Here is a 17213-nt window from a genome sequence, read left to right on the forward strand (position 1 = left end):
AAATCCTATACCCATTTTTAGGTATATTAAGCAGAATGCCAGGCATAAAAAAACCGCCCCAACATCTTGTTAAGGCGGCTTTTGTTACTCTGAAATAGCGTTTCCTTTGCTATCATAAAAGTGGTATTCTAAATACGTGTAAGCGTCACGCGGTATAATTTTTACCCATTTTTTGTGTTCCAGGTACCATTTAGTCCTGATAGATGGGAACCCTTTAGTTAGGTATGCAGCCACAAAAGGGTGTGCATTAAGCACTACTTTTTTGTGGGTCTTAATAATTCTTTCAAGGTGGGCCGTTATGCGGTCTATAACCAGTATAGGGGCTTCAATTTCTCCGCCGCCACTTGGGTTTTCCTCCCTGGTTTTAATGTTTACTTCCGGCCTAACCCGTTGCCGTGTAATCTGGATTAACCCAAACTTACTCGGTGGCAGGATCTTGTGTTTCGCCTTATCGTCGCTCATTTCTTCCCTCAGGAAATCGTAGAGCTTTTTACGGTTATCGGGGTTGCCCATATCTATAAAGTCAACCACAATAATACCGCCCATATCCCGTAGCCTTAGCTGCCTTGCAATTTCGGCGGCGGCTATCATGTTTACCTCAAGGGCTGTATCTTCCTGGCTTTGGGCCTTGTTAGAGCGGTTACCACTGTTTACGTCTATAACGTGCAGGGCTTCTGTATGCTCTATAATAAGGTAGGCGCCTTTGCTCATAGATACCGTTTTGCCAAAAGAGGTTTTAATTTGCCTTTCTATGTTGTATTTTTCAAACAGTGGCAAATCACGGTTTTGGTACATTTTAACGATATTGGCTTTTTGAGGGGCTATCTCCTGCAGATAGTCCTTCGTTTGGTAAAACAGGTCTTCGTCGTCTACATATATACCCGTAAAGGTGTCATTAAACACATCGCGCAATATGCTCGATACCCTGTTTACCTCGCCCAGCACTTTGCTGGGTGCGTGCGCCCCCGGCAGACGTTTGCACATGCCTGACCATTTATCAATCAGGTTTTGCAGGTCTTTATCCAGTTCGGCTACTTTTTTCCCTTCGGCTACCGTGCGCACAATTACGCCGAAACCTTTTGGCCTTATGCTTTGTACAAGCCTTTTAAGACGGTCTTTTTCTTCCTTGCTTTCTATTTTTTGCGAAATAGAAATGCGGTCGCTAAAAGGCACCAGCACTACATAGCGGCCTGCCAGCGAAAGCTCTGAGCTTATGCGCGGGCCCTTTGTGCTTATGGGCTCTTTTACTACCTGAACCAAAATAGACTGGTTAGCGCTTAGCACATCGGCTATGGCACCGTTTTTATCTATCTCAGGCTCAAAGGCAAAGTTTTTAAGGGAATAATCTTTAATCTTACCTGCGCTTACAAGTTTTATGAATTTCAATAAGGATTGCAGGTTGGGGCCCAGGTCATGATAATGCAAAAATGCATCTTTTTCAAACCCCACATTTACAAAGGCAGCATTTAGGCCGGCCACCGGCTTGCGGATTTTGGCCAGGTAAATATCGCCCACGTTAAAGGTGTTCTTGTTGTCCTCTTTTTCCTTTTCCTTATGTAATTCTATAAGTTTTCCATCTTTTAATAAGGCAAAATCTACGGCATCAGAACCAGATCGAATAATCAATTCTTTGTTCACACTGTACATTTTTATCTGTTATAAGTGTTCAGTGTTCGGTGTTCAGTGTTCAGAGTCAGCAACCATGAACCATGAACTATGAACTATAAACAGTTTTTAGCAGATGGATTAAACAATAGTTTACAGGCATTGTTTGTACCCTTTTTCAGCTTTTAGCGGTCAGCTTTCAGCTTGAGTGAAGCTCAATTCTGATTTCTGAATTCTAAATTCTGAGTTTTTTTCAATGAACGTCTGTCATTTTTTGGCTTTAGATGCGGGTAACGGATGATAAATTGTGTAATCTGCCATCTGTTACCTGCTATCTGCCGCCTTTTTTTTCCTCTAAAAGAAAAAAAGTAGTTTAGAACTACTTTTTCTTCTTGTGACGGTTAGCTCTCGCTCTTTTCTTACGTTTGTGAGTAGCTACCTTATGTCTTTTCCTTTTCTTACCACTTGGCATATTGTTCTAAGGGTGTTTGGTGGTTAATAAATTATTTTACTTCGGTGTTAGTTTTAACGCCTTCTACAAATATTTTAGCAGGTTTAAAAGCCGGGATGTTGTGAGCAGGTATCTTTATTGTAGTGTTCTTAGAGATGTTCCTTCCAGTTTTCTCAGCACGTGTTTTGATGATAAAACTACCAAAACCCCTTAGGTATACGTTATCTCCGGTTTCAAGTGAGCTTTTTACTTCTTCCATAAAAGACTCAACGGTTGCCTGAACATCATTCTTTTCAAGTCCAAGTTTTTCCGAAATTTTCGCTACGATGTCTGCTTTCGTCATTTTTATTTAAATTTAATAATGTGTGTATTTTTTTGAGTGTGCAAATATAACAATTAAAAAAACAATAATTCAAGGTTAATCTATTAAAATTTAATAACATAAACTTTTACTTTTGCCAACCTTGCCCAAAACTATGGATTTTTCTAACCTTTTAATACAATGGTATTTACAAAATAAGCGCGATTTGCCGTGGCGCAAAACCACGCACCCCTACCCCGTTTGGCTCAGCGAAATTATGCTGCAGCAAACGCGTGTTGCACAGGGGCTGCCTTATTTTTTGCGCTTTATTGAGGCTTTCCCCACTGTAAATGACATGGCAAACGCGCCTGAAGAACAGGTTTTAAAACTGTGGCAGGGGCTGGGCTACTACAGCCGTGCGCGCAACCTGCACGCCACCGCTAAACAGGTGGCTTTTGAAATGGGCGGAAACTTCCCGAACAGTTATGCCGGGCTGCTAAAACTAAAAGGGGTGGGCGACTATACTGCTGCCGCCATTGCCAGCATTAGCTATGGCGAGGCAGTTCCGGTGGTAGACGGCAATGTATACCGGGTACTGGCACGGGTATTTGGCATTGAGGCCGATATTAGCACGCCTTCCACCAAAAAGATATTTGCTGAGCTGGCGGCATCACTTATGCCTGTAGACCGGGCGGCCGACTTTAACCAGGCCATGATGGAGTTTGGCGCTTTGCAGTGTGTACCCAAGAGCCCTGATTGCGGTATTTGCATTTTTAACCAGGACTGCGTGGCGTTTAACACCGGGCGCGTAGCACGCCTGCCCGTAAAACTGAAAAAGCAAAAAGTAACCGACCGCTTTTTTAACTATATAATTATAAAGGATAATAACGGACATACAAAAGTTACCCGCCGCGGCGAAAAAGGCATTTGGCACGGGTTGTACGAGTTTCCGCTGTTAGAAACGTCGATTTCAGGTTCCGAAAGTGAAATCAAACCACAAATTCGCGCTTTTTTAGGCGATAATGTAAGTCTCCAAAACGTGACTTTATTAAACCCCGAACCTGTAATACATAAACTGTCTCACCAAAAGCTGCACATCAACTTTTGGGAGGCCACTGTAAACGAGGCACTGCCTGAAATGCTTGATATTGAGGCAATAAAAAAATATCCGTTCCCTATTGTCATCCACAATTTTATAGAGGCACATTGGGATTGATGATTAATTTGATTACATTTGGTTAACACTAAAAACAACAATTAATCTAAGAACAATGAACGGAACGTTAAACAAGGTCATGCTCATAGGCCATTTGGGCGATGATGTAAAGCTGCATTATTTTGAGGGCGGCAACTGCATCGGTCGTTTCCCGCTGGCTACTAATGAAGTATACATTAATAAGCAGACCAACGAGAAGATTACCAGTACCGAGTGGCACAACCTGGTTGTGCGCAACAAGGCTGCTGAGATTTGCGAGAAATACCTGAGCAAGGGTGACAAAATTTATGTGGAAGGTCGCATTAAGTCAAGGCAATGGCAGGGAGAAGACGGCGTAACCAAGTATACCACTGAGATACAGGTAACTGAGTTTACTTTTTTAACTACCAAAAAAGAGCTTGACAACAAGCAGGGCTTTAACCCTGAGCAGCAACAGCCCAAAGGCCAGGACTACCCCATGCCGGCCATGCCCACAAACGATGATTTACCCTTTTAATGTTTAACCAATACCCGATACAGTGGACGACCCCGGCCCCCAGAGCATAATAACCGACCCTACAAACATTTTAATAGGCTTTGCAGGCATAATGCTTCTGCTGGGCTGTTCTGCACTGATATCGGGTACTGAAGTTGCCTTATTTTCGCTTACACCAGACGATGTAGACAAAATAAAGCGCAAAGACACCCAAAAAGGCAACCTTATTGCCGGCCTGCTTCAAAAGCCCAAAAAGCTGCTGGCCACCATAGTTATAACCAACACCTTTATTAATATAGCCATAATCCTGTTCTTTTTCAGGCTTAATGCTTTTGCAGGCATAACCCCTTCAGGATTGCGGTTTGCCGTTCAGGTGGCGGTAATAACAATATTAATACTGCTTTTTGGCGAAGTACTGCCCAAGGTATATGCAGGGCGCAACAACCAGAGCTTTGCCAGCCGTGTTGCCTATCCATTACTACTGCTAAGCAAGGCGCTTTCGCCGTTTAGCATACCCATGCGCAATGTTACGCTATGGCTTCAAAAAAAGTTTGGCGACAGCAAAAGCACGCTTTCGGTAGACCGGCTTTCGCAGGCATTGGAACTGACCGATTATGGCAAAGCCAATGAAGACGAGCAAAAAATACTGGAAGGCATTGTAAACTTTGGATCTACTGATGCCCGCCAGGTAATGACACCCCGTATTGATATTTTTGCACTTAAACACACCGCCGGCTGGGAAGAAGTGCTGGAAAGCATCCGTGAAAACGGGTATTCTCGCATTCCGGTTTATGAGGGCACTATAGACCGTATTACTGGCATACTGTATATTAAAGACCTCATTCCGTACATTGGGAGCCAAAACTTTGCATGGCAGGATATTGTGCGCAACCCCTACTTTATACCCGAAACCATTAAGCTTGACGACCTGCTACGGGATTTTCAGGACATGAAAAACCACCTTGCCGTGGTGGTTAACGAGTATGGAGACACATCTGGCATTATAACCCTTGAGGATATACTGGAAGAAATAGTGGGCGACATTAGCGATGAGTTTGATGACGACGCCCTGTTTTTTACCCAGATAGACGAACTCAACTTTTTATTTGACGGCAAAATAGGACTCAAAGATTTTTACCGCATTACCGGTACCGATGAGGATGATTTTGAAGATGCCGCCGGAGATGCCGATACCCTTGGCGGGTTTGTAACGGGCATAAACGGCAATTTTCCTGAAAAAGGGCAAAAAATTAACTTTAAGGGCAATATCTTTACCGTCGAATCTGTTGATAAGAGGCGGATAAAACAAATTAAGGTTACACTAAATGAAGCTCTTCAATAATCCATACATTATATGCCTACTGGCCCTGGCCTGCCTTATGTTTAATTCATGCGGAGATGACCCTACGCCAAAACCCAACGCGCTATTAAGGCTGGATTACCCGTTAGGCACCTACAAACCGTTTGAAGGCAACTGCCCGTACACGTTTGGCATTAACTCCCTTTCTAAGATAAAGAAGAATACCGATTGTAACCTTGAAATTTACTACCCAAAAATGAAGGCTACTCTCTACATAACCTACAAGCCGGTTCAGGGCAACCTTGAAACATTGCTTCGCGATGCCGAAAAGCTAACCTACGAACACGTAATTAAGGCTACTGATATTGTGTCGTACCCCTTTATTAATGATGAGGATAAAGTATACGGAATGTTTAGCCAGGTGGGTGGAGATGCCGCTACCAATGCCCAGTTTTATGTAACCGATAGCCTGCACCACTTTGTTACCGGCTCTATGTATTTTTACACCAAGCCAAACTTTGATTCTATTATGCCTGCTGCCAGCTATCTTAAAGACGATATGCGCTTTATAATGGAAACACTGAAGTGGAGGTAAAGCCCCCAGCCCCCAAAGGGGGAGTAAGAAGGCGCAATTTCCCCCTTTGGGGGTTAGGGGGCAACTATCTTCAACATATTTGTATAGCCGCGTGCCAGTAATTTAGTCCTGTCTGCATTCCACAGTTCGCATTGGGCATTGGCAATCTGCCTGCCTTTTTTAACTACAGATGTTACCGCTATAACCTTATCGCCTTCTTTAGACGATGCAAAATAATCTACCGCAAGGTTTATGGTTATGTGATTTACGGGCTCGCCCTGCACAATAAACGTTGCCCCAACTGCATCATCTATCATAGCCGCCATAACACCACCGTGCAGTATGCCAAATGGGTTTGTCATTTCATGGCGAATTGTGTATTCAAATTCCAGGCTGCCGTCTTCTACAGCCAGCATTACAGGTCTTAGCCAGTTCATAAACGGCGATGGGCTGCCTGTAACTTCCTTACCAATAAATTGCCTTAAAAAAGCAGCTTCTTTTGTGTCCATATTCTGAAATTATAAAATATACCGTTTGGTATATTGATTTGTAAATTTTTTTGAGATTTATTATTTCCTGATTTCCTGTATCATTTTTTTTGCATGGCGCAACGCCGCTTCTATATGGCTGTCGTTACCGGTAGCCTTAACCAGCATTACGCCACCTTCAATAAGCGCTATGAATACCGATGCAAATTCCTTTACATCAACTGATTTCCTAAACTCTTTGCGCTCCTGCCCTTCCTTAACAATATCTTCAATACCACGGTGCCAGCGATTAATGGCCGCTATAACCCTCTTGCGCAATTCAGGGTGGGTATCGTCTGACTCTGTTGCGGTGTTTAATATGGGGCAACCATACTGCAAAACCGCCTGCAATTCAGGGTGGCGGTAGGCATTAATATACACCTGCAGCTTTTCATGCGCTTTAGATTTCTCTTTAATCCTGCCGCGAATGACCCCAAAAAACTGTCCGTAATTATAATCGAATGCAGCAAGGGCTACTTCATCTTTATTTTCAAAATTGCCATAAATACCGCCGCGTGTTAAGCCTGTAGCCTCGCTTATATCATTAAGCGATGTACCCGCATAGCCTTTCTGGTTAAAAATAGGTGCGGTTTTTTCTATAATAAGCTGGCGGGTGCGTTCGGCTTTTGTCATAAAGATATGTATTGGCTACTAAAATAAACCAAACGGTTTATTCAACCAAAATAAAAATCATTTTTCTACAGACAACTACATAAAAAAGGAGCTGTTGTTTCCAACAGCTCCTTTTAAAAAATACACAAACAACTAATTTTTAAGGAAAATTATCCAGTCCCACTCAGCCGGGTCGCCTATGCCTACGCTGGGTGTATACAGGTATAACTTAACTTTTGCTTCCGGATTAGCCTGGCGGTAAGCCTTAACTATATCAAGATTATCAACAGCATGCCATATAGGCGGATACTCCAGGCTTTGCCATGGTGCGGCCTCGCCTTCGCCATTGGCAATAAGCTCAAAATCTTCATTGGCAGGCAGGGCAGCCTCGCCATTGCTACTCTCAAAAGCGCTTGCAGGCTGAAAATCAGGATATGATATCTCGCCGCTGCCCATCCATATAATTGTACCGGCAAAAAGCGGCTGCTGTGCTTCGGCATAATTAATGGTTACATCGCCAAAATCGCCCGGCGGATTGTAATCTACATCAAGCGTAAAGCCATCAAGCTCATCAAATTCAAGCTCTTTAGCTCCCTCAAACGTATTGGTAAGCAGGTCTACTTTTAGCGCCAATACCTTGTTACCTTCTACCGGTGGCAGCGTATTATCTACCGGTGTGCTGTCATTGTCTGAGCACGAAGCCATCAGGCCGCAAAAGCCTGCAATTAAAAATATTTTTTTCATAACAGTTGGTAATTTATATAATAATCAGATGACTAAAAACCAAAACAGTTGCGCATAACCCATAAATATTCTTAATAAACCCGAAATACTTAAATACTTTAACCTCAAAACTGCTTTTTTACCATCTGAATATTACTACAAAACTTTTACCCTTATATTTGCCGTTGGTACAATAATTGCGCCCTAAAAAAGTTAATTTTTAAAAACCCCTCATGGCATCCAGAAAGTCAAAACTGGTATTAATGAAAATATTCAGCCTGTTCTCGGTAGTACGCGGATACAACATTCCCGTTATTGCCCTGGCGCAGTATCTTTCTGCCATATTTATTCTTGACAGAGAGCGCCGCGCGCTTGATGTAATCCTGGACCTGAACCTGTTTTTTATTGTACTGGCCTCATCGCTAACCATAGCTTCGGGCTACATTATCAACAATTTTTATGATGCGCAAAAAGACCTCATAAACCGTCCTAAGAAATCAATGCTCGACCGCCTGGTGAGCCAGGGCACCAAGCTACAGGTATATTTTGCACTAAATTTAATTGTGGTACTGCTGGCCTTTTTAGTTTCATGGCGGGCTGTATTTTTCTTTTCGGGTTATATTTTCCTGATATGGTTTTACAGCCACAAGCTTAAGAAATATCCTATCATTGGCAACCTTACCGCCGCATTCCTTGCCGTATTGCCGTTCTTCGGGATATTGATGTACTTTAAAAATTTCTACCCCGAAATTTATGTACACGCCACATTTTTGTACCTGCTTATACTGGTGCGCGAAATGATTAAAGACCTCGAAAACCTGGCAGGCGACCTGGTGTCTGACTACCGTACCATACCGGTTATTTTTGGCGAACGCACTGCAAAAAACATCATAGCCACACTTATATTCATCAGTATAATACCCGTGTATTACCTGATAGACGTGTATGATGTGGGCTACATGGATATTTACTTCTATGCCGGTATGCTGGTTATTATTTATTTCCTATTGAAATTATGGAAAGCCGAAAGCCGTGCGGATTACCTGCTGCTGCATAACCTGCTCAAGTTCCTTATTGTGTCGGGTGTTTTCAGCATTGTACTTATAGATCCTGAAGTTCTGGTCAACGGCCGGAATTATTTGCTATAAAAAGTAATAAGGCTTTTAGCTAAGTAGCTAAGCAACTCAGCAGCTTTTAAATAATGGTCATTAAAACCATAAGTATAAAACTAAATTGTATATTTGGCATCAACCAAACTTTATTTACCCCATGTATACAATTTTATCAACCCAAAAATTAGCATTACACAAAAAACAGGTAAAGAACCTGCTGCTGGGCACCGCACTATTAGCCGGTATTACAATTATCAATGCCCAAAACCGCACCATTTCTGTTGACTACAGCAAAACTGCCGGGCCGCTCAATACAACCTTTAACGAATGCATAGGTGCCGGGCGTGCCAACGAGGGCCTTCGTGCCGACTGGCAGCAGCAGCTGGCGTTTGTTAAACAGGAATGCGGTTTCCGTTATATACGCATGCACGGCTTGCTGACTGACGATATGGCCGTGTATAAAGAAGACAGCAAAGGCAACCCCATGTACAACTACATGTATATTGATGCCCTGTTTGATTACCTGCTCAGCATAGACGTTAAGCCTTTTGTTGAACTTGGCTTTATGCCATCGCAAATGGCAAGCAGCAGCAAAACCATATTCTGGTGGAGGGGCAACGTAACCCCGCCTAAAGACTACGCCAAGTGGGAAGCCCTGATTAAAAACCTTATCCAGCACTGGACGGAACGCTATGGCGCCGAAGAGGTAAAATCATGGTATTTTGAGGTGTGGAACGAACCCAACCTCGACGGTTTTTGGGCCGGTACACAGGAAGAATACTTTAAGCTGTACAAACATGCAGCAAAAGCCATAAAAGAGGTTAATAAGGCTTACAAAGTGGGTGGCCCCGCAACGGCAGGTGCCGCCTGGATACCTGAAATGCTTGAGTTTTGTAAAAAGAACAACGTGCCTATCGACTTCGCAAGCACGCATTCTTATGGCGTAGAGCAGGGCTTCCTGGATGAATTTGGTAATTCGGGCACGGTGCTGAGCCAAAAACCTATGGCTGTTGCCGAAGACGTTTTGAAATCACGTAAAGAAATACAGGATTCGGGCCTTAAAAACCTGGAACTGCATTATACCGAGTGGAGTGCTTCTTACACCCCGGCCGACCCCGTGCACGACAGCTACCACGAAGCGGCTTATATTCTTGAAAAGCTAAAGCAAAGTGGTACGGCAGCCAACTCCATGTCATACTGGGTGTTTACCGATATTTTTGAAGAGGCAGGCCCGCGTTTTGAAGCCTTCCACGGCGGTTTCGGGCTGTTGACCATACAAGGCATCAACAAACCGGCGTTTTATTCGTACTCTTTCTTAAATAAACTTGGCAATACCGAACTCAGCAACGCTGACAGCCGTTCGTGGGTTACTAAAGATACCAAAGGCGGCCTGCAGGTATTGCTTTGGGATTTTACCAATACCCACCCCGGCAAGGAGGTTAACAACCAGGTGTATTACATAAAAGACCTACCGGCAAAGGGCAAAGGCAAGGCCACAGTACAGGTAAAAGGCATGGCTAAGGGCACCTACAAAGTTGAGGCGTACAAAGTAGGCTACAAGGCTAACGATGCCCACACCGCCTATGTAGAAATGGGCAGGCCTGCACAACTCAACAAACAGCAGGTAGAAAAGCTAAAGGCCGAAAACAACGGCAAAGCCTACTACACCGGCACTGTTACCATAAAGGCAGACGGCACTTTTAGCTTTGATGCCGACATTCGTGAAAACGATGTGATTTTCCTTAATGTAACAAAGCAGTAACATGAGGTTTTTATTCATCCTACTATCATTTGCCCCTGCATTTATGCAGAGGGGTTATGGACAGGAAAAGCACCGCGTTATTATACTTAGCGATATTGAGGCCGACCCCGATGATTCGCAAAGCTTTGTACGCCTGCTGCTGTATGCCAACACTATGGATATTGAAGGCCTGGTTGCCACTACATCTATACACCAGCAGGGCTTTATAGCTCCGGAATCCATCACTAAACTGTTAGAGGCTTACGCCAAAGTACATCCTAACCTGCTAAAGCACGAACCCGGCTACCCGGAAGCCGCTGCCCTTATGGCACTGGTTAAAAAAGGCCAGCCCGGTTATGGCATGAAGCACGTAGGTAAAGGTCATGATTCTGAAGGGTCTGACCTGATTATAAAAGCACTCGAAAAAGACGACAAGCGTCCGGTTTGGGTATCGGTTTGGGGCGGTGTAAATACGCTGGCACAGGCACTGTACAAGATTAAGGAAACCAAATCTTCGGCGGAAGCCAAAAGGCTTACTGCAAAGCTGCGTGTGTACACCATATCTGACCAGGATGACAGCGGGTCGTGGATTCGCAAAACATTCCCTGATGTGTTTTACATTGTTACGCCGGGCGGCTACGGCAAGGCCACATGGGGCGGCATTAACCTTACCATAAACAGCATAGATAACACCACCGTAAGCAATGCCTGGCTGGCAGAAAACATACAGCAAGGCCATGGGCCGCTTGGCGCCATGTACCCTGATGTGGGCTACGGTATGGAGGGCGACACTCCTGCATTCCTGGGCCTGATTCCCAACGGGCTTAACGATGCCGAACATCCCAATAAAGGCGGCTGGGGCGGCCGTTATGAACTGTACAAAATTACCCCGGCCGAACTGGAAGGCGAAGGCTTTACCGGCGGCGTGCCTTTTGAACCCGAAACCCGCCCGATATGGACCAATGCTTTTGACACCTATCAAACCTATACCTACAGCCCTTATGGCAGGCCAGTTAAAAAAGATACGGTTATTACCAAAGACAATAAAGTAACCCTTTGGCGCTGGCGCGATGATTTCCAGAATGATTTTGCCGCACGTATGGACTGGTGCACAAAGCCTTATGAAGAGGCCAACCACCCGCCTGTTGCAAAACTGGGCCATGCCGATAAGATAACCGTTACATCAGGCGAGATGTTTACACTAAGCGCAGCAGGCTCAACAGACCCTGACGGCGACAGCCTGAGCTACCTGTGGCTGCAGTATAACGAAATTGGCACCAGTCCCGCTATTCCCTTCCTCACTGCCGAAAACCTGTATCGTGTAGTGCTAAAAGCCCCGGAGATTAAAAAGGCTGTTACCGCCCATTTTGTTCTAAAAGTAACCGACAAGGGCACCCCTGCCCTAACGAAGTATAAACGTGTGGAGGTTTTGATTACTCCATAGTTTAAAGGCACTGAGGTACTGAGTTACTGAGGCACTTAGGAAAACTCAGAACCTTAGTACCTAAGCACCTCAGAACCTTCCTAAAAAAAACTATCTTTGCAAAAAATTCATCATAATGAACAACGGTAGTAAAAGAGGCGGTGCACCGCGCGGAGGGAACGACAGGAAGAAGAGCAACGGCCCGTCTAAGCCATTGAACAAAAGGCCAAAGCCTAAAACAGCCAAGCCGGAAGGAGATTCGGAAGGCAGGCCGGTGCGCAAAGCAGAGTTTGTGAAAGGCAAAGGCCAAAGGCCGGAAGCTAAACCTGCAAAGCCGGTAGTAGCTAAAGATAAAGACGAGCTTCGTTTAAATAAATACATCTCTAACTCAGGCATGTGCAGCCGCCGCGATGCCGATATTTACATACAAAGCGGCAACGTTAAGGTTAACGGCCAGGTGGTTACCGAAATGGGCTACAAAGTAAAACTTACCGATACGGTTGAGTTTGACGGCACCCGCATTATACCTGAAAAGAAAGAATACCTGCTGCTTAACAAGCCCAAAGCCTTCAGCACAAGCGGCGATGGCGAAAAAGGCAGCCGCAATGTGGCAGAGCTTATACGTGGGGCAAGCAAGGCTAATTTACAGCCTATTGGCCGTATGGACCTTACCACAACAGGCCTTCTTATATTTACTAACGATGCTGAACTGGCGCGCAAATTTGCACAGCCCAACCAAAAATCGTTTAAAATATACCAGGTATCGCTTGATAAGAACCTGAAATTTGACGATTTTGAAAAAATACAGGGCGGCGTAACACTTGATGGCCACCGCCTGTTTATAGACGAAATTAGCTACATAGATGATAAGCCCAAGACCGAAATAGGCCTTAAGCTGCGTACTCCAAACGTTAAGGTGGTACGCGCCATATTTGAAAGCTTTGGCTACAACGTGCTTAAGGTAGACCGTGTATCGTTTGCAGGGCTTACCAAAAAGAACCTGCCAAGGGGTATTTACCGTTTCCTTACCGAGCAGGAAATCATTAACCTTAAAAATGCATAATGACGGCTAACGAAAATATTGCACACGCCTGGATTACCGCTTTTAACAGCCGCGAACTGGAGCAGCTTTTAGACCTGTATGCTGATGATGCGCAACACTACAGCCCAAAGCTTAAAGACCGCCAGCCCGAAACACAGGGGCTTATAAAAGGCCGCAATGCTTTGCGCGAATGGTGGCGCGGTGCTTATGACAGGCTACCATCATTGCAATATGTTTTGGATACCGTTACCGCCAATGCCGACAGGGTTTTTATTGAATATACCCGCCGCGTTGATGGCGAACCCGATATGCTTGTGGCAGAGGTATATGATATTAAGGATGGAAAGATTGTTTTTTCACGTGTGTACCACGGGTAAAAGACAAGGCTAACAAATAAAAAACGGGCACCCAATGGGTGTCCGTTCTCCTTTAAAATAGAATCCAGAATTAATAATTCCTTAGAAGTTCGCTGCTAAAAGTATCGTTACTGCCGGCAGGCGGTGTAACATAGCCTTTAGTGTAAATGGTATAAATGCGCCCGGCATAAAAATTAACTGCCGTTTCGCTAAACAACACCTCGCCTGTTTCGCTGTTTTTATAAGACAGGTCGTAGCTGCCTGTTGGCACTTCGGTAAACGATGTTGCCTCTTTAAACTCAAGGTCTTCGGCAAAGGTTGCATTAACACCTACCACATCTATAGCAGGAGCATCGGGCGAAAGGTTTATAAAGCGCACATAAGCACGGTTAGGCGCAGGATAGTCAAGGCTATCAGTATAGGTTACCAGCTCAATATTTTCAAACGTATTTACCGCAAACGTACTGAAATACTGCCCCGCAGTAAGGGTAATGCTATCTGTTGCAATGGTTTCGCCATTTAGGTTTTTAACGCTCAGCTGGCGGTTACCTAAGCGAAAGTTATAATATCCCTCGGCACCGGTATAGGCAAGCGCAGTGTTATTTACCTGGTTTGCATCTGCATAAAAAAACAGGTCGCCGCTATTGGGGCTGGCATTTACAATAACGCCATAGGCCACATTAGGGTCCGGTTGATAATAATAGCCTCCGTCATCATCAATATCACACGAAGTAAACGAAATGGCTGCACCCACGCACAGCGCCATTTTAGAAAGAAATTTGAAATTCATGGCAATTTGAATGTTTTATATACTATAGATGTAAACAACTAAAACAGGTTGCGCGCCTACTTACACTTTAACTTTTACAGTAAGGGAATGCTTGCCAAATGTAATATTTTATACTATTCCCTCAATAAAATACAGGGTAAAGCAAACAAAAAAGCAGGTGAAACAAAAAAGACCCTTTTAAAAAGAGCCTTTTGTTATATATTTTATCGTGATTACTTCTCTCCTATAATCTTTTTAAGCCTGCCACTTAGCAGCATTAATGTAAAAGTGGTAAAGAAAAAGATAACTATATGCAATAGGGTGCGCACTGCAAGGTTGCCCGGCATCATACTGGTAAACATTGTCCATGATGATGGTAAATAATCCTGGCCGTCGGCAAAAAGCCTGCTTACAAGCGCAGTTACTGAAGGCGATGGTATAATAAGTAACAGCAAAGCCAGGATGATAAGTGGTGTTTTACTCACGTACATTTTCTTCATCCAGAACAACTGGCTTATAATAAGATAGGCCAATGCCGGAAAAAATATGGTAACCAGGTATGAAGCCGGGTAGCTTATACTTACCATACTGTCGGTGGCGCTTTCGGCAGGTTTTAGTATGGTATACAGCATCGGAATTTGCAGCACGGCATAAAATATGCCTGAGAGGCGAACGGCCTGTACTGCCTGTAGTATAAACAAGTCTTTAACCTGTATGGTTTTAAGGTTACTTGTCCTGATTAATGCAAAAATAGGTATAAGAATCCCGAAGCCCACAAAAAGCGACTCCATAAAGTTTTTTAAAACACTGCTAACGGTAAAATCCATGATTAAAACTGGTACACCACCTCAACCTTGTGCCCCTGTAGCGATTTTTGGGCCCTTTCTATATCGGGCGCAAAGCCTAATATATAGCCACCGCCGCCACTGCCACACAGTTTAAGGTAGTAATCATTGCTTTCTATGCCTTTTTGCCACAGCTCATGAAAACCTTCCGGAATCATGGGTTTAAAGTGGTTGTATACAACTTTAGAAAGCTCTTTTGTATTAGAAAATAGCGACTTTACATCGCCGTGAAGGAAACTCTCGATAGAGGCATCGGTATATTTAAGGAACTGGTTTTTAAGCATGGCACGGAAACCCTTGTCTTTAAGGCTTTCCATAAAAATTTGCACCATGGGTGCAGTTTCTTTAGCAATACCACTGTCCAGCAAAAATATAGCACCCTTGCCCTCAAGGTTTTGCATGGGTATGCCGGTAGCTTCAATACTATCGGCAGAATTGATAAGTATAGGCAGACTAAGGTAGCTGTTAAGCGGGTCTAGGCCTGAACTGGTGCCGTGGAAAAAGCTTTCCATACGGCTGAATATCTTTTTAAGGGTAAGCAGTTTTTCCTGAGTAAGGTTTTCCAGCACCGTGATTTTATTGGTGGCATACTGGTCATAAATAGCTGCAACAAGTGCGCCGCTGCTGCCTATGCCATACCCCTGCGGAATACTGCTGTCAAAATACATACCGGCCTCAACATTAAGTTTTAGTGTGGCAAGGTCAAATGTTACCAGTTCCGGCTCTTCAGCCTGTAACTTTTCAAGGTAGGTTACAAACCCGCGAAGGCTTGCATTGCTTTTAAGGGCCACTTCAGTTTGGTTGTCGTCTACCCTAAGGCCGCCGTTATAAAAGTTATATGGAATTGCCAGCCCTTTAGAGCCCTTGTTAATGCCATGTTCTCCAAAAAGCAATATTTTCGAGTAAAATAACGGTCCTTTCATTTGTCCGGATGGTATCTATTTGTATATAAAGGTACGCAAAAAACGGCTGCAAGGTTTAACTTAACAAATGTTTATTAAATTGAGGAAGCCCCTACACCAATTTTGTCGCAAATGTACTGGTTATTTTGGCAGTAGCCAACTAATTCTTTCTTAATAAACTGCAAAACTTTATCTGCAACGTTTTCGGGATACAGTATGTGCACATTGGCACCTGCATCAAGCGTAAAACACACTGGCACAGCTGTTTCAGCACGGTATTGCCAAATCTTATTTATTATCTCCAGCGTGTTGGGCTTCATTAGTATAAAATAGGGCTGGCTGGTCATCATCATGGCGTGCAGGGTTAATGCCTCGCTCTCGGTTATTTTGATAAACGAATCTAAATCGCCCGTAGCCAATGACTGTTTAATGGCCGTAAGGTTTTCATGCGCCTGTGCAAAACGCCTTTCGGCATACGGGTGGCCGTGCATAAGGTCGTGCCCCAGGGTGCTGCTTACCTGCTTTTCGCCTTTATCTACCAAAAGAATAGTGTCCTGGTAGGTTGTAAATACCTCGTGCACATCTGTAAACGGAATACCAAACAAATCAGTACTGCCCGGTGTACCTTCATGAGTGCCCCAAATTACGGTGCTGCCTTTTACACTGCGGCAGGCACTGCCACTACCCAAACGAGCCAAAAATGAAGCTTTTTGGTAAAAATAGTCATCGGTCATATCCGGGTTTAACAGGCGCTCCAGGCTCATAAGGTTAACAGCCATTGCCGCCATGCCCGATGCCGATGAGGCTATGCCGCTGCTATGCGGAAATGTATTGCGGGTATCGATAGTAAAATGATAGTCTTTTAAAAACGGAAGGTAAACCGCTACACGCTCAAAAAACTTTTCAATCTTCGGGCGGAAGCTTTCTTTAGGCTGGCCTTCAAAAAGCAGGTTGAAACTAAACGCACCGTTACTTTCTTTCTGCGAAAAGCCCAGTGTGGTAATGGTTTTACAATCGCTTAGCGTAAAGCTTATGCTTGGGTTTGCCGGTATTTGGTTGGCTTTTTTGCCCCAGTACTTTACAAGGGCTATGTTGCTGGGTGCGCTCCAGCTAAAGCTGCCGTTTTGCGCACTGCCGGTATAGGGTTGTGGAACAAAGTGCTGTTCAGTAACCATGTGTAGTTTGTTTTGCGGCAAAGATACAGTTTTTTGAAGAAGCTGCTAAGCTTCTTAGCTGCTG

18 protein-coding genes are annotated in these 17213 nt (G+C 44.2%); 9 read left to right on the top strand and 9 right to left on the bottom strand.

All coding sequences use genetic code 11. The annotated features are described in order from the left end of the window. Positions 1 to 84: 84 nt before the first annotated feature. Entirely contained in the window at positions 85 to 1638 is a 1554-nt protein-coding gene (locus tag AM279_RS11930; RefSeq protein WP_054410301.1) for an Rne/Rng family ribonuclease, read from the bottom strand. Between the two features lie 470 nt (positions 1639 to 2108). Next, positions 2109 to 2399, bottom strand: coding sequence for an HU family DNA-binding protein (locus AM279_RS11935; protein WP_054408265.1), 291 nt, complete (start codon positions 2397 to 2399; stop codon positions 2109 to 2111). A gap of 133 nt (positions 2400 to 2532) precedes the next feature. Between AM279_RS11935 and mutY the strand changes: the two genes are divergently transcribed. Genes mutY through gldD form a run of 4 tightly spaced genes read left to right on the top strand, consistent with a single transcriptional unit; the run spans position 2533 to position 5943 of the window. Continuing rightward, the gene (gene mutY, locus AM279_RS11940) at positions 2533 to 3573 is read left to right on the top strand and encodes an A/G-specific adenine glycosylase (RefSeq protein WP_054408266.1); all 1041 of its coding nucleotides are present in this window, start codon (positions 2533 to 2535) and stop codon (positions 3571 to 3573) included. A 55-nt stretch (positions 3574 to 3628) separates the two neighbouring features. Then, positions 3629 to 4069, top strand: coding sequence for a single-stranded DNA-binding protein (locus tag AM279_RS11945; RefSeq protein WP_054408267.1), 441 nt, complete (start codon positions 3629 to 3631; stop codon positions 4067 to 4069). Between the two features lie 22 nt (positions 4070 to 4091). Beyond that, complete coding sequence (gene gldE, locus AM279_RS11950) at positions 4092 to 5390, top strand: gliding motility-associated protein GldE (RefSeq protein ID WP_054408268.1); 1299 nt, start codon at positions 4092 to 4094, stop codon at positions 5388 to 5390. Further along, a complete protein-coding gene (gldD, locus tag AM279_RS11955) occupies positions 5374 to 5943 on the top strand; it encodes a gliding motility lipoprotein GldD (RefSeq protein WP_054408269.1) in 570 nt (189 codons plus the stop codon). Before gldE ends, gldD begins: the two co-directional genes overlap by 17 nt. A gap of 53 nt (positions 5944 to 5996) precedes the next feature. Here gldD and AM279_RS11960 read toward each other — a convergent pair whose 3' ends face one another. From AM279_RS11960 to AM279_RS11970, 3 genes are all read right to left on the bottom strand, one after another. Then, on the bottom strand, positions 5997 to 6431 hold the full coding sequence (locus AM279_RS11960) for a PaaI family thioesterase (RefSeq protein ID WP_054408270.1): 435 nt from the start codon (positions 6429 to 6431) through the stop codon (positions 5997 to 5999). A gap of 60 nt (positions 6432 to 6491) precedes the next feature. Further along, positions 6492 to 7082, bottom strand: a complete 591-nt coding sequence (locus AM279_RS11965) for a TetR/AcrR family transcriptional regulator (protein WP_054408271.1) — start codon at positions 7080 to 7082, stop codon at positions 6492 to 6494. A gap of 132 nt (positions 7083 to 7214) precedes the next feature. Continuing rightward, complete coding sequence (locus AM279_RS11970; protein ID WP_054408272.1) at positions 7215 to 7805, bottom strand: hypothetical protein; 591 nt, start codon at positions 7803 to 7805, stop codon at positions 7215 to 7217. Positions 7806 to 8017: 212 nt separating this feature from the next. Here AM279_RS11970 and AM279_RS11975 point away from each other — a divergent pair, with 212 nt between their 5' ends. From AM279_RS11975 to AM279_RS11995, 5 genes are all read left to right on the top strand, one after another. Next, a complete protein-coding gene (locus AM279_RS11975; RefSeq protein ID WP_054408273.1) occupies positions 8018 to 8932 on the top strand; it encodes a geranylgeranylglycerol-phosphate geranylgeranyltransferase in 915 nt (304 codons plus the stop codon). A gap of 121 nt (positions 8933 to 9053) precedes the next feature. Continuing rightward, a complete protein-coding gene (locus AM279_RS11980; RefSeq protein WP_054408274.1) occupies positions 9054 to 10658 on the top strand; it encodes a GH39 family glycosyl hydrolase in 1605 nt (534 codons plus the stop codon). A 1-nt stretch (position 10659) separates the two neighbouring features. Then, complete coding sequence (locus AM279_RS11985) at positions 10660 to 12081, top strand: DUF1593 domain-containing protein (RefSeq protein ID WP_082344219.1); 1422 nt, start codon at positions 10660 to 10662, stop codon at positions 12079 to 12081. Between the two features lie 115 nt (positions 12082 to 12196). After that, positions 12197 to 13123, top strand: coding sequence for a pseudouridine synthase (locus tag AM279_RS11990; RefSeq protein WP_054408275.1), 927 nt, complete (start codon positions 12197 to 12199; stop codon positions 13121 to 13123). Further along, positions 13123 to 13479, top strand: coding sequence for a nuclear transport factor 2 family protein (locus AM279_RS11995; RefSeq protein ID WP_054408276.1), 357 nt, complete (start codon positions 13123 to 13125; stop codon positions 13477 to 13479). The genes AM279_RS11990 and AM279_RS11995 overlap by 1 nt, the downstream gene beginning before the upstream one ends. 70 nt (positions 13480 to 13549) lie before the next feature. Here the strand turns inward: AM279_RS11995 and AM279_RS12000 are convergent, their stop codons facing one another. The 4 genes from AM279_RS12000 to AM279_RS12015 form a co-directional block, all read right to left on the bottom strand. After that, positions 13550 to 14248 (bottom strand): DUF4397 domain-containing protein, encoded by a 699-nt coding sequence (locus tag AM279_RS12000; protein ID WP_054408277.1) that lies wholly within the window; start codon positions 14246 to 14248, stop codon positions 13550 to 13552. Between the two features lie 212 nt (positions 14249 to 14460). Beyond that, entirely contained in the window at positions 14461 to 15054 is a 594-nt protein-coding gene (locus AM279_RS12005; protein WP_054408278.1) for a hypothetical protein, read from the bottom strand. Positions 15055 to 15056: 2 nt separating this feature from the next. Further along, entirely contained in the window at positions 15057 to 15995 is a 939-nt protein-coding gene (locus tag AM279_RS12010) for a mevalonate kinase family protein (RefSeq protein WP_054408279.1), read from the bottom strand. Between the two features lie 74 nt (positions 15996 to 16069). Continuing rightward, entirely contained in the window at positions 16070 to 17149 is a 1080-nt protein-coding gene (locus AM279_RS12015; RefSeq protein ID WP_054408280.1) for a diphosphomevalonate/mevalonate 3,5-bisphosphate decarboxylase family protein, read from the bottom strand. Between the last annotated feature and the right edge of the window lie 64 nt (positions 17150 to 17213).

Source organism: Flavobacterium akiainvivens (assembly GCF_001278115.1).
Lineage (GTDB): Bacteria > Bacteroidota > Bacteroidia > Flavobacteriales > Flavobacteriaceae > Flavobacterium > Flavobacterium akiainvivens.

Coding starts and splice junctions, on each gene's coding strand:
- AM279_RS11995 (WP_054408276.1), top strand. CDS start 13,123: ATGACGGCTAACGAAAATATTGCACACGCCTGGATTACCGCTTTTAAC.
- gldD (WP_054408269.1), top strand. CDS start 5,374: ATGAAGCTCTTCAATAATCCATACATTATATGCCTACTGGCCCTGGCC.
- AM279_RS11985 (WP_082344219.1), top strand. CDS start 10,660: ATGAGGTTTTTATTCATCCTACTATCATTTGCCCCTGCATTTATGCAG.
- AM279_RS11970 (WP_054408272.1), bottom strand. CDS start 7,805: ATGAAAAAAATATTTTTAATTGCAGGCTTTTGCGGCCTGATGGCTTCG.
- AM279_RS11975 (WP_054408273.1), top strand. CDS start 8,018: ATGGCATCCAGAAAGTCAAAACTGGTATTAATGAAAATATTCAGCCTG.
- mutY (WP_054408266.1), top strand. CDS start 2,533: ATGGATTTTTCTAACCTTTTAATACAATGGTATTTACAAAATAAGCGC.
- AM279_RS11965 (WP_054408271.1), bottom strand. CDS start 7,082: ATGACAAAAGCCGAACGCACCCGCCAGCTTATTATAGAAAAAACCGCA.
- AM279_RS12010 (WP_054408279.1), bottom strand. CDS start 15,995: ATGAAAGGACCGTTATTTTACTCGAAAATATTGCTTTTTGGAGAACAT.
- AM279_RS11945 (WP_054408267.1), top strand. CDS start 3,629: ATGAACGGAACGTTAAACAAGGTCATGCTCATAGGCCATTTGGGCGAT.
- AM279_RS12015 (WP_054408280.1), bottom strand. CDS start 17,149: ATGGTTACTGAACAGCACTTTGTTCCACAACCCTATACCGGCAGTGCG.
- AM279_RS11960 (WP_054408270.1), bottom strand. CDS start 6,431: ATGGACACAAAAGAAGCTGCTTTTTTAAGGCAATTTATTGGTAAGGAA.
- AM279_RS12005 (WP_054408278.1), bottom strand. CDS start 15,054: ATGGATTTTACCGTTAGCAGTGTTTTAAAAAACTTTATGGAGTCGCTT.
- AM279_RS11935 (WP_054408265.1), bottom strand. CDS start 2,399: ATGACGAAAGCAGACATCGTAGCGAAAATTTCGGAAAAACTTGGACTT.
- AM279_RS12000 (WP_054408277.1), bottom strand. CDS start 14,248: ATGAATTTCAAATTTCTTTCTAAAATGGCGCTGTGCGTGGGTGCAGCC.
- AM279_RS11990 (WP_054408275.1), top strand. CDS start 12,197: ATGAACAACGGTAGTAAAAGAGGCGGTGCACCGCGCGGAGGGAACGAC.
- AM279_RS11980 (WP_054408274.1), top strand. CDS start 9,054: ATGTATACAATTTTATCAACCCAAAAATTAGCATTACACAAAAAACAG.